The sequence below is a fragment of the Planktothricoides sp. SR001 genome, from assembly GCF_001276715.1.
Taxonomy (GTDB): domain Bacteria; phylum Cyanobacteriota; class Cyanobacteriia; order Cyanobacteriales; family Laspinemataceae; genus Planktothricoides; species Planktothricoides raciborskii.
Window position 1 is genome coordinate 14,057 of record NZ_LIUQ01000028.1, and the last position, 13,077, is coordinate 27,133.

At 42.9% G+C, this 13,077-nt stretch carries 10 protein-coding genes; all 10 read right to left on the reverse strand.

Annotated features, from left to right (window positions below; genetic code table 11):
• Positions 1 to 86: 86 nt before the first annotated feature.
• The 10 genes from AM228_RS16685 to AM228_RS32870 all read right to left on the reverse strand — a co-directional run bounded on the left by AM228_RS16685 (position 87) and on the right by AM228_RS32870 (position 12,909).
• Positions 87 to 947 (reverse strand): class I SAM-dependent methyltransferase, encoded by an 861-nt coding sequence (locus AM228_RS16685; protein ID WP_054467265.1) that lies wholly within the window; start codon positions 945 to 947, stop codon positions 87 to 89.
• 120 nt (positions 948 to 1,067) lie between these two features.
• A complete protein-coding gene (locus tag AM228_RS16690) occupies positions 1,068 to 3,503 on the reverse strand; it encodes a condensation domain-containing protein (RefSeq protein WP_082348916.1) in 2,436 nt (811 codons plus the stop codon).
• A gap of 11 nt (positions 3,504 to 3,514) precedes the next feature.
• A complete protein-coding gene (locus AM228_RS16695; protein WP_197285329.1) occupies positions 3,515 to 5,425 on the reverse strand; it encodes an AMP-binding protein in 1,911 nt (636 codons plus the stop codon).
• A gap of 376 nt (positions 5,426 to 5,801) precedes the next feature.
• Positions 5,802 to 7,484 carry a glycosyltransferase gene (locus AM228_RS16700; RefSeq protein WP_054467267.1) on the reverse strand — a complete coding sequence of 561 codons (1,683 nt, stop codon included), beginning with the start codon at positions 7,482 to 7,484 and terminating at the stop codon, positions 5,802 to 5,804.
• 1 nt (position 7,485) lies between these two features.
• Positions 7,486 to 8,451 carry a sulfotransferase gene (locus AM228_RS16705; protein ID WP_054467269.1) on the reverse strand — a complete coding sequence of 322 codons (966 nt, stop codon included), beginning with the start codon at positions 8,449 to 8,451 and terminating at the stop codon, positions 7,486 to 7,488.
• Entirely contained in the window at positions 8,451 to 10,760 is a 2,310-nt protein-coding gene (locus tag AM228_RS29780) for a sulfatase-like hydrolase/transferase (protein ID WP_072160804.1), read from the reverse strand. The genes AM228_RS16705 and AM228_RS29780 overlap by 1 nt, the downstream gene beginning before the upstream one ends.
• Positions 10,761 to 10,770: 10 nt before the next feature.
• A complete protein-coding gene (locus AM228_RS16715; RefSeq protein ID WP_197285330.1) occupies positions 10,771 to 11,565 on the reverse strand; it encodes a glycosyltransferase family 92 protein in 795 nt (264 codons plus the stop codon).
• A 226-nt stretch (positions 11,566 to 11,791) separates the two neighbouring features.
• The gene (locus AM228_RS16720; RefSeq protein ID WP_054467272.1) at positions 11,792 to 12,607 is read right to left on the reverse strand and encodes a class I SAM-dependent methyltransferase; all 816 of its coding nucleotides are present in this window, start codon (positions 12,605 to 12,607) and stop codon (positions 11,792 to 11,794) included.
• Entirely contained in the window at positions 12,543 to 12,782 is a 240-nt protein-coding gene (locus AM228_RS32865) for a hypothetical protein (protein ID WP_156331845.1), read from the reverse strand. Before AM228_RS32865 ends, AM228_RS16720 begins: the two co-directional genes overlap by 65 nt.
• Positions 12,748 to 12,909 carry a hypothetical protein gene (locus tag AM228_RS32870; RefSeq protein WP_156331846.1) on the reverse strand — a complete coding sequence of 54 codons (162 nt, stop codon included), beginning with the start codon at positions 12,907 to 12,909 and terminating at the stop codon, positions 12,748 to 12,750. Before AM228_RS32870 ends, AM228_RS32865 begins: the two co-directional genes overlap by 35 nt.
• Between the last annotated feature and the right edge of the window lie 168 nt (positions 12,910 to 13,077).

Sequence of the window (13,077 nt, forward strand, 5' to 3'; positions counted from 1 at the left end):
ATTTCAATCGCAATACACTTGGATTTTTTTGTCACCAAGCTTACTGAATACTCAATGTTATTCTTATTTCATATATATAATTTATCCTATTTTTTTGAGCAAAATATTATACTAGGGCAGCGTTCCCCCAACTCATAATTAGGAAAATAACAGTTAATTTCAAGAAAATCAGATAAAAATAACTGTCTTACTTCTGCCAATGTAGGAAACGTATAAACGCTTGGGTAATTTTGATAAATATTTATTGTCGATAGTAACTCTATCGGCCAATTCAAGGACTGCAAACAAGATTCTGGATTAATAATTTTTTTGTCCCATGCTTCCAAAATATTAACAACCGGAATTCCTTGTTCAATGCTTGGTTGTAAAGCCATTGCTAAACGCAATTTAAAAACATGGAAGTTGCCAATTGATTGATTTTGCAATTCTTCAAATATAGTTTCTACATTTTCAGACTTAGAGGGACGCAAGAAAAACCTCATGGCAAATAATCCTTCCGGTTTAAGGACTCTGAGAACTTCTTGCAAAACCATTTGATAACCATTGGGATAGTCAAGCAAAGTAAAACAACCGTCTCCTAAAACTAGATCGCAGGAATTATCTGGTAAAGGAATTTCTCGCCAATCACCACAAATAGCTTTTCCTCTGGTGACTTTGCTGGCAGGCCAAACTGTGCGAATCATCAGAGGCGAACTATCAATAGCCAAAATATATGTATCGTCACTCCAAGGAAGAGTAGCAATTTCTGGCGTGACCCCTAATAAAACAACTTGTTTTATTTCAGAAGTTACTGATTTGAGTCTCGATAAAATTTCTAGTTTTAACCAATCTAAGTCTTCAGATGTTGGACGTAATGGCGAACCAAGAAAATCCCACCATTTACCATATTTTTGCCAATGTTGTTCAGATGATTTATTCAAAAAATCATCTTTATTTTGTAGAGACATAAATATTCATTTTCCCTAATTGAAATGTACCTGTTTTGATGGGCAGTATAAAAGGTTTCATACTCTCGTTAAGGATTTTAGACTGATAAAAGGCTGAAACTTTCATTCTGCTCTAGGAATTTAAAAAGCGTCCAAACTATCGTCATATATTATACCAATTAAACTACCAATAGTGGCTTCGGTTGGGCCGTATAAATTAAAAATCTTTTTAAGATTGGGATATTTGCCTAATTTTTCTAGCAAAGTTTCGGTCACTGATTCTCCTCCAAGTCCGATCGCTCGGACACAACTCGGTAAGGTAAAGTTCTTGAGTAATTGTTCTAACAATGAAGGAACCGTAGTCAGACAGGTTATTTGCTCCTTGTTTACCCACGTGAATAAGTTTTCTATCTGGGAAATGATTACAAGCTTACCTCCTATTATTAGTGGAGAAAAAATTTGAGCCACACTAGCATCAAAACAAATAGAAGTCGTTAAAGTTCCAGCCTTTAATTCATGCTTCCTAAAAATTTGCTCGTTGCGAAAATGCAAGAAATTTACTACGCTTTTATGCTCAATAAGTACCCCTTTAGGATTTCCTGTTGAACCAGATGTGTAAATAACATAAGCTAAATTATTTGATTTCATTTTGAAGCTGCAATTACTTTGAGCGTATTGCAAGATTACCTCTTTTTTTGTGTCTAAACAAACTATATGTTGGACTAGCGTGGATAGTTTATCAATTAAATGATGCTGTGTCAATAAAATAGATATACAGGTGTCATTTATGATGTAATTGAATCGAGCGCTCGGATAATTAGGATCTAAGGGCACATAAGCACCACCGGCTTTAAGAATCCCCAATAATCCCACGATCATTTCCAGAGAACGCTCTACACAAATCCCCACCAATACTTCTGATTTAACTCCTAAAGAGCGCAAATAATGGGCTAATTGATTTGCCCGATTATTTAACTGGCGGTATGTTAATTTCTCATTTTCAAACACCACCGCTACTGCATCCGGTGTTCGTTCTACTTGCTCTTCAAATAACTGATGAATACACTTATCTTGGGGATAATCTGTCGCTGTATCATTCCATGCAACTAATAACTGATCTTGCTCTTTTTTTGTTAATAAAGGCAATTGGAAAATCGGTTGTTGGGGATTGGCTACTATTCCCGATAACAAGAGTTGAAAATGTCCAGCCATGCGTTCGATGGTTGCGGCATCAAATAAATCGCGGTTGTAGTTAAAGGAACACACAAGTCCTGAAGAAGTTTCTAGTATATCTAGGGTTAAATCAAAAGCCGTAATCTCGCGATCGCCTTTTAATTCTTCAAACCCTATCCCTGCTGCTGTTACACTGGATTGGGGAAGATTTCTTAATTGGAATAAGACCTGAAATATGGGGGTATGGCTGAGGTCCCTGTCTGGTTTTAATTCTTCTACTAATTTTTCAAAAGGTAATTCTTGATGAGCGAATGCTTCTAATGCTACTTGACGCACTTGATTTAAGAATTCCCGAAAGGTTGAATTCCCGTCACAGTGGCAACGCAAAACTAAAGTATTGATGAAAACACCTATTAAGTTTTCTGTTTCCAGGCGATCGCGTCCGGCTATGGGAGTACCAACAATCATATCTTCTTCCCCCGTATAGCGATAAAGCAATATTTGAAAAGTGGCCAACAGGGTCATAAATAGTGTCACTTCTTCTCTCAAACTCAGTTCTTTGAGAGATTCACTCAGGTGTTTGGGCAACAGTAAATCTTGTTTAGCTCCCCGGAAAGTCTGCACGGGCGATCGCCGTCTATCTGTGGGCAACTCCAGCACTGGCAAACTACCGCTTAATTGTTTTTTCCAGTACGCAAGTTGAGACTCTAAAACTTCCCCTTGTAGTCGCTGTCGCTGCCAAATGGCAAAGTCGGCATATTGAATAGGCAATGGCAGAAGTGGGGATGCTTCTCCCATGACAAAAGCTTGATAATGTGCCGCGAGTTCCTTGAGTAAAACTGCCACTGACCAACCATCAAATATAATATGGTGCATCGTCAGCAGCAGGATATTTTCTGTTTCACTCAGATGCAGCAGCTTGGCTGTAATTAGAGGCAATTGAGATAAATCAAATTTATGTTGTGCTGCCTCAGTTGCCATGATATCGCTCTCTTTTTCTCGCTCATTTATGGGTAAATGACTCAATTGTACGATGGGTAAATTTACCGTCATACTGGGTGCGATCGCCTGTATTGGTTGCCCATCTATTATGGAAAAACTGGTGCGAAAAATTTCGTGGCGACGGACAATTTCGTTAATTGATTTTTCCAGTGCAACGACATTCAACGAACCCGTGAGGCGAATATTTAGCGGACGATTGTAAGCAGGATTTCCCGGTTCTAATTTATCTAATAGCCACATCCGCTCCTGAGCATAAGACAGGGGTGCCGAATGGGGATTTTCTCTTGGCGGAATTGTCAGTTGACGGTTAGCTTCTTTAACCTTTTGCTGGAGTCTCTGCTCTAGTAATTTTCGTTTAGCCGGTGAAAGTTTGGCAATTCGGTTGTTAATATCGTTCATCATTTGTTCATCATTTATTGATTCAGCAGATTTTCAGCTTCATCATCCGATAGGGAATCTAGCTCGTCTAGTATAGCAGATATATTAGCCTCCTCAAAAATTTCTACCTGCTTTTGGGCAACTAAATCTGCCATTTTCGCCACAGTTGGTTCCTGAAAAAAGAAGATAAAAGATAAATCAACATTAAGCAATTCTCGCACTTGGTTCACTATTCTGGCCGCCAAAATAGAATCACCTCCGAGTTGGAAGAAGTTGTCATATATGCCAACGGTAGCAACTCCTAAAATTTCCGACCAAATTTTCACTAAATCGGCTTGAATGGGGGTTTGTGGTGGAGCATAATCGGCCCTGGGACTTTTAGGGTCAGAAGCCGTTAAGCCTAATTTTTCAGCTAACCCTATGCGTTGTAGTTTGCCTGTAGGTCCTTTAGGGATTTCATCCACAAAAACTACCACACGGGGAACTTTAAAATCAGCTAGTCGAGCAGCGGCAAACTCTTTAATTTCCTGCTCCGTTCCCGAAAATCCCTCTCGCAAGACTACAGCAACTGCCACATCTTCTCCTAGTAATTTATGGGGGGCAGCAAAAGTTACAACCTGGGCGATCGCGCTCATGTCTAGCAGCACTTCATCCACTTCTCGCGGGGAAATCTTCTCGCCTCCACGATTGATAATTTCTTTAATCCGACCTTTGAGGAAAAGATAGCGATCGCTATCTAAATAACCCAAGTCTCCAGTTCTAAACCAACCGTTCGTAAAGGCATTTTGATTGGCATCGGGATTATTATAATAACCAGAAGTGACATTAGCACCCTGAATGACCACTTCTCCCACTTCTCCCACGGAGTGCAAGTTGCCGGCTTCATCTATAATTGCCACTTCTGGACCAGCGGCAACTCCCACCGAACCGGGTTTGCGGATTTTCGGCGGCAGGGGATTACTGGTCATTTGATGGGAGGCTTCGGTCATGCCATAAGATTCAATAACTGGGGCATTGAATTTTGCTTCTAACCCTACCATAATTTGGGGCGGTAAGGGTGCGGAGGAAGAACGAATCAACCGAATTTGAGAGGAAGAAATGATATCCCGATTCTCCACCGATCGCGCCAGAATTGCTTGGTGCATGGTGGGAACGGCGGAATACCAAGTAGGGCGAAATTCGGCTAACCAGTCAAAGAATTTGGGGGCTTCAAAACCGGGAGTGCAAACCACGCTGGCACCCGCACTGAGGGATGAAAGTAAGGCGCCAATGAGTCCGTGAATGTGGAAAAGGGGCATGATATTGAGACAGCGATCACTTGCCACTAAATTCAAAGCAACGCCAATATTTTGAGCCGAGGTGCAGAGGTTGTTGCCCGTCAGCGGCACCATTTTGGGACGGGAGGTAGTCCCGGAAGTATGTAGCACTAAGGCAATATCTTCGGATTGAGCTATTCCTGGGTTGATGGCACTTTTCGCTTTTCCACCTGTTAGCTGAAAAATGCCTGCTGCTGCTTGTTTGACTGGGGAGAGTTCCACCAGGGGAATGCCTCTGGTTTGAGCGGCGTTTACGACAGGTAGGGCCGATCCTGACTGATAAATTAGGGCTTTGGCGTTGAGGTCTGATAGATAAAAATCATATTCCGATTCTGTATAATTTGGATTGAGAGGCGCACAGGTGGCACAGGAGGCAATTGCCACAAAAGCCACTGCCATTTCAGGCCCATTAGGGAGTGCTAGTGCGACGCGATCGTTCCGCCCGACGCCGATCACGTTGAGATTGGCAATGATCTGATTAATCTGCTCATATAAACTCTGGTAGGTCAGTGGAGTTCGTCCAGGGGCAGTAATGGCGATCGCGTGAGGGTTTTGCTGCGCCCAACCTGCCACCAAATCGTAAACGCCTAGATTTTGAGGATATGCGAAATTCTCTTTTCCGGTCATCATACCAGTAATAGATGTCTAGCCAAATCAATTATATTTTATCATTAAAAGTTAGCTTATTCTGGAGCTTTTTTGCTCGCACACAGAAACCGACTTTCTTGACTTTATTAGAGAAACCTGGTTTCTATCCCCCCCTGAAACGGTAGCCGATACAGACCATCCCTGGACTCTTTTCTCAACTACTCAATACGCCCCTAACCTCGGCTACAAGATTATACAGATGAAAATTATTAAAACACAGCGCCCGATCGAGGTAGGTGCAAATCAGCTTTGATTTGGGAGAGTCGGGTGCGCGATCGCTCTAAATCAGCCTGAATTTCTTCTATCTTTGCCACAGCGTAATTCTCCTTTGGGATTATATTCTGATTTTTAATAAATTTCACTCTAAAAATGCTTTGATTTGGGAGAGTTGAGAATGCGATCGCTCTAGATCTAATTTAATAATTTGCAGTCGATCTGGTCTTTTAGAGACTTCCTGGAGCTTTTTTTCTTCGCATTCGGCAATTTCGACCAGTTCTGAATACAGCTTTCTCGCTCTGGGGTCTGGAATTTCTTCCCCACAAAGATGATGGCGTAGTTCTGGGTCGAAAAAGTCTTCTCGCTCGATATTGAGAGAGAGCGATCGTCCCAAATTTTGTACTGCCGCTCGGTAGCGATTTGGCTCCCAATCAAAATTGACAATTGGAAACGGACAGAGGCGGTACAAAGAAATTAACTGGCAATTGTAGCGAAACCATAACTCCTGCCAATCTCGCTCAGGTAAGACAATGTTTGCTCTATCTTTAAGAGAATAAATCACATCGTAGGGATGTCGAAAAGTCCCTACCAAAAGCGTGTCTGGCTGAAACCAAGCAGATAGACAAAACAGCATTCGCGGATCTTTTATTCCCCAAAGTTTTCCTACGCCGAGGTTCTGCTTAAATTGCTCGATCCGTTGCTTCAGGGGAGGCGGAACCCACTGCACCTCCTCTGGTTCGTACCAATAACCGCCGTTTGCCAATAATAGCTCGTTGTTAATTTGCATAACAACTTCACTTTCTCGATTTCCTTTTTGATTAAATTTTTCACCTTGGGAAACTTCCCCTAAATGCAAACCATATTGTTCGAGCATTCCCGTTAAACAAGAAGTTCCGCTTCTGTGCATTCCTAAAATAAACACGCCTTTCCCACAAGTAAACTCTGTTTTTTGTTGCCCAGTGTTTTCCAGAGATTGGCTGTATTTTTGCCAATCCCGATTGATTAAAGCTAAATTCATATTCTGCTGCTTGACCCTCACCGTGGGAATCGGTAGAGTCTCAATAGCATCGTATGGGCATTCTATCAGCCCCGTGATTAGCTCATCTAAGTTTGTCAAAGCAGCTTCTCGTAAATCCTTCCAGACTGCTTCGTTCTGTGCTGGATCTTCAGATGTTCGGAAAACAGGAGGCCGACTGCCAGCACCATGATGGTAAATTAAATTGCCGTACACTCCGGCTATTAAAAAATGGCGATTATTGACATTGCTGCGGCGCAGACCGACCAAAGATGCTTTTCGTTTTAACCATTCACAACTTGCGTAATAGCTAAAATCCTGCCCTGGCTTGTAGCCGTCGGCAAACCGGATACCCAGGTTATAATAGTCCTGCTTTCTCATGCAAAGGCAGCTAATATGGACGAAGGGTTCGAGTTCGCGGATAAATTCGTCACGATACACCCCGATAGCGGTGACTCCGGTTTCGATAAAACCTGTCAATATTTCTATCCAGCGATCGCGAATAGGAAAGGCATCCGAATCTAAAGTAATAAAATACTCAATTTCCTTGTCTAAGCGCTCGATGAGAAAATCCAAACCCGCTGAGTGTTGTTTGGCGTTCGTTTCCTCTGTCCGATAAGAAAATACTTTAACTTTTGGGTAGGTCGCAGCGGCGTATCGCCCCTCGGCTTCACTGTCTCCATTAGCAATATAGATTTGATAGTTAGACGAGCGAGAATGCCGCTCGATTTGCCGCAAGCAGCAATCGAGCCAGGGTATCTTGTTTCCGGGAGCGCTACCATTCACAATCAAAATAGCAGTTTTTGACAAATCAGCCTCCTGACGATGAGTTTAAGTTGGTGCGAATAAGAGCGAGCCAATCGCACGATTTTTTTAATTGAGAACGAATGTTTTGTAAGCGTTCTGGAAATTCTAGCAACTCGGTTTCCGAGTTATATGGCGGTTGAAAACTCAATCTCCCCCCCCTATTGCCCTGTTGCTGAAACTCGGCAGTAATCCCGTAGCCAAACTTTTGCAATGCTGTCCTTGCCACTTGATGCAACAGTTCTAAATTAGGCATATCTTCATTGCGCCACCGTCCGATACTATCAGGAGGAGAAACTTCATCCCTGGCAATTTCTTCAGCATTGCCTTGAAGACCGAAAAACTCAAAAATCTGAAAAATAGTTGCTACGGGAGCCGTACATAAATCCTCAAAGCGAATCCGCAGATATTGACCGGGCAGATTTTTCTCCCCATATTCTGCCACCAAAAGATTGATGCGACTCCACAAGGCGATCGATTGGACGGGACTAGACCATTGCTGCTGCTCCGTAGAAGACAACAACAGGCTGCCATGTTTACGAAGCTGATTTTGATTTTTTGAATAAGCCATATCTCTACCGTCCCGAATTATATGCAGGAACTTCATCCGGGGGAACAGACAATGAAAAAAAGGCAGTAAATACATACTACGGCCATTTTTCCATCCCCACGGCTGGGGTTCTTCCGCCTGGAAGTCTTCTAAATATTTGCTCAAAGGGGCTTCCAAATTGTGAATCATTTCTCTTTCGATCTCCCTTGAGTCACTAAAGCAAGTTCGAGAGATAAAGGGGTTGATCCAATCGTTGAGGTAACTCTCAAAATACATCGCGTCTTCAGCCCTATTTAAATTCCTACCAACATACATCCCGCCAGCACGCAAAATTCTCGTCACCACGCGAGTACCAGAACCGCCCGTAGCGCCCACCAAATTTGGCCCCAAGGGGGGGAGTTTTAGCTGCAATTGCTTTGTCATTAGATTTCGGATTGAACTTGGGATTGTTTAATTCGCTCTAAAATTCGGTAACGAAGTTCGGCAGAAATTTTCATCATATCCGAGCGACCAGCCAAGTTCGTCGTTTCTTGGGGGTCATTTTCGATATCAAATAGGAGATAGACCTGACCCTGTTGATTCAGGGCAATTTTCCAACGACTCTGGAGTAGCATTACCTCTTGTCTAATTTCCGAAAGCGCATCTTCCCGATGTAATTGATTCGGATCTCTCAAAACCGGCACGAGGGATTTGCCAAATTGCGGGTAGTCTAAGGTTCCCCCAGCCAATGCTACTAGGGTAGGCCCCACATCCAGCAATTCTACTGGGTGGGGATAAACAGAACCGGCAACGCTTTCCAAAGTTTCTGGGGTGCGAATCAACAGGGGAACTTGCACCGATCCCTTCATAAAGTTGCTCTTGTAGGTCAAACCGCAGTCCCCATTCATCTCCCCGTGGTCGGAAATATAAACAATAATTGTATTCTCCAACTCTCCCCGTCTTTGGATAACCCCGAGGATTTCACCAATTTGGTCGTCGATCAAAGTCACATTGCCTGCGTAATTCCCACGCATTTGAGGCGGATCGGACTCGTCCAAAACCACTCGAGGATTAGCAATTTGTTCGTCGAACCAACCAGTAGGCCGGTTTGGTTCCATAGTGGGAATCGGTGCGGGGACGGGCATATCAGCAGGATCGTACAGGGTGGCGTAAGGCTCCGGCGCGTCCCAAGGTTCGTGGGGACCGGGGAAACTCACCCAGCAAAACCAAGGCTCCTCGCCACTATAGCTTTCTAAATAGTGGCAGGCTTGGCGAGCGACCCACACATCGTAGTAGTAGTATAAGCCTAAAGGGGAGGGACGGACTATTTGTGGGCAGAAGCGAAAGCGTTCGGCAAAGTCATCTTTGTAGGGTTGCCACAGACCTGCCGCTTCCCATTCATCGGTCATTTGGCTGCGGATCGAAGTGTTAGCTCTGGGGCCTGATACTTCGATCGCCTCGTCAAAACCGTAGGCGTCCAGGAGTGGAAGGCCATCGCGCAGGTCGCTTTTTTGCGAGTGCCAGTGAGTCTTGCCAAAGAGCGCCGTGCGATAGCCTTGGGCGCGAATGACCTGCATCCAGGTGCGGCTATCCGGCGATAAGGTGTGGTTGCAGTTATCCCAGATGCCCGTATTGTGAGGATACCAGCCCGTCACCAGACTGAGGCGGGTGGGGATGCAGACTGGGGAGGTGGTAATGCAGTTACTAAAGCGGATGCCTTCTGCCGCAAGGCGATCGAGGTTCGGCGTGCGAACCCAACCGCCGCTACAACCCATCGCATCCTCGCGATGTTGGTCGCTCATCAGCAGTAGGATGTTGGGTTTTTTGCGTTTGGGTTCAGGCGAGTTGGGAATTTCCAGCCTTTGCCAGGGGGCAATTTCCGTGCGAATTTGCTCTGGCGATACTTGGGATAGGGCAGCTAATTTCTGACAAAGTTCTTGTTTGGCTTGGATGGGGTCGGGGTTATTGACCGACTCGCTGCCAGAATCCCAATTATCAGTATCCCAATTAAATTCCCTACCTAGATATTGTTCTAACTGGCGGTTATGGGGTCGAAAATACTCTGAGAGGGCGGCTTTAATCCCTCGGTCTATTTGACCGTAGTTGCCTGCCATATATCGGCGGTATTCCGGTAGTTCATAATCGGGCAATTCCAAAAATTTAAAGACCTGACGAACAATGGCTGCTGGATGGGCAAATAAGTCTTCGCTCTTTAAAATTAAAAATTGCTCTTGAGGAAACCAATCGAACCAGCTTTGCAGTTGTTCTCGGTAGAGTCCGCGACTGAGATAGCTATACCTTCGATGAGCGATGCTGTAATAGCTGGGGTCGGATTCGAGTTTAGCCAGTTCCAGGTCAACGCGATCGCTTTCTTTGGCGATCGCCTCTGCCAAGGAAAGATATTCCTTCCTTCGAGTCAAGCTCATGTAATAGTGAGAAATTGCTCGGTCTGCTGGATTTCTCAGCAAAACAATGAGTTTCGTTTTTGGAAAAAGTTGATAGAGCCGTTTTGGGACATGAGGATGAAAAATATAGTAAGGACTGGCTTCTCCTATTATCAAATTTTTGTCGTAGTCAATGGAAGGAAATTGTTTTAAATACCAATCCACCCCTTTTTCAAAAGAATCATCAAAAAAATGAATTTCTTTTTGTTTCGCTGGGACAACTTGAGGATGTACCGTCAAATAATTATATAGTGAAGTTGTGCCACATTTTTGGGCACCGATAATCATAAAATTGGGGATATTTTTCATCTGTATAATCTCAAATATTTTGTAATTTATTTTGTAATTTTTGCTTCAACTGGGGCAGGAATCTTTGAATGGTTAAATCTTCCTCAACTGCATTGCGATCGTGTCTTTCAAAAAAATCCCCTGTATATCGAGCGAAGTTAAAGAGAGCATCTCCTCTGCCCCTTTTAGCGATAAACTCTTCTCTAGAACGAATGATATAGTGATTTATCCTGATTTTTCCCCACGAACTCGTTAAGTTTTGATTGTCTTTTGGCCCTATCTGTGTAAAGGCTATCTTGTTTTCTGTAACTGGTTTGAGCTTTCTGCCGATATATAAAAAATTATGAGGGGTTATACAGGCTTGGACAAAAATCGGTTTCACAATAGATTTGAAAACTCGACTTTTTGCAAAGCTAGAGTTGGCGCGGTGTGTATAGTTTTCGATTGTCAACCCTTTTGGTTTCGTTTGATGTCCAGAACTGCCAAAGCAACACCAATTCACCAGCAAACCCGGGTATTCAAGATAATCATCCAGGATGGTTTTTAAGTTTTCTTCATTTGTGGGAAATAAAAATTCATCGATATCGATAAAAGCCATCCATTCAGATTCAGATCCATAATATTCCAGACAGTGGTTATAGGCACGATTAACCTGTCTCATTGATGTAGGACAATGTTCCAGAACTACTTCACCCGAACGAATATAAGGCTGTAATAACTCTACTGTATTATCTGTACTTTCGTTGTTATATAGATAAAATCGTTCTACTCCGACAAGTTTATAAAATTCTATCCACTCTCTCAAATAGGGAGCTTCATTTTTCATAATCGCACCGATGCTCAGATAATGTTTTTTGCGATCGGACGATAGCAGAGTCTTGGTGGCTTCTTTAGTGGTTGAGATGGGTCCCAGTTTTGATTGGACTTGCGTCAACCAAGAGTGCGATCGCTCTAAATCTGATTTTACTTGTTCTAGGCTTTTGGATAGCATCGTGAGTCTTGTTCGTTACCCGTTGATTTATGTGCTAACTTCTTTATAAGAGCATTTTAGATTATGATATCCAATTTATTTTGGGCGGTGGAATTATCATTACAGGCGAGCCTAAAAACTCCTTTTGAATAAGGTTAGAAATAGATTCCCTTAATGCAGACATATATCCCTCAGCATGGGAAGAATGAGTTAACAGCATTTTATTCCATCCTATAAAAAAAGCTTTAAGGTCTGGATTATCTTTGAAGAGAAATCTATGAAAACCTTCTGAAACACCCGGTCTCCCTGCATGAAAATAGTCATCTAAAATAATCACACCTCCTTTTTCTAAGCAATTGTAGGCATTTCTTAGGTCAATTTCAGTTGCCTCACTGGTATGACAACCGTCAACGCTAAAAATCCGCATTTTTTTTCCCTTTACTTTATTGAGGTAATCTTGGGACGTACATTTTTCTGAGTTTACCTGCAATATTTTTATAGAATCTAATTGGCCGGGTAAATATTTTCTGATGTTGTCTAAAAAAATATTATAATCACCTATTACACCGTCGTAATCTGGTTTGGGAGACGCAAAAATATCAACAGCTAAAGCTAATTCACCAGGCTTACACAGAGAGCTAAGAGGTATAAAGCTTTTCCCACGAGATATTCCTATTTCCGCTAAGTTGCCTCTGATTCCGTGTTTTTCCTGATAATAATTTATGCAAAAATAGACCGGAACATAATTTCGATGAAACGATCCCTGAATTTTCTCAAAATCCTCCATATACTTGGAGATTTCCGATATCGGATCTATCGGTTGTAAATTTGCTCTAATTTCTGCTAATCGAAGCTGCGATCGCTCTAAGTCGGCCTGAATTTCTTCTATCTTTGCCACAGCGTAATTCTCCTTTGGGATTAGATTTTTGGTTTTTAATATACTCTAAAAAAGCTTTGATTTGGGAGAGTCGGGAATGCGATCGCTCTAATTCTACCTGAACTTCTTGCAGTCTTTTTTCTCCAGGGGAAATGCAAGATTTATTCCAGAGAGGCGATCGCTCTGGCTTTACCATCTAACTGCCGATATGTCAAGGTATTTTCTGGCGTTTCCCCATTTGCCAGAAAAGTATAGGCGATGCGATCGGGCTGACGGGATGCCCGCTCTCGGAGTAAACTAATTAATGTGGTGCGATCGCTCATATTATCCTCCTATTGTTCGGCAATTTTTTCTCTCACCCAAGGGCGAAATGCTTTCATAGTCTTATTGCGTCCTGAAATCTTACTCCGTTCTGGATACTCAGGAATCACCTCACCCACAGGCAACCCTTTAACGCCCGATCATAATTAAATCGGGTGCGGGAGGCAATA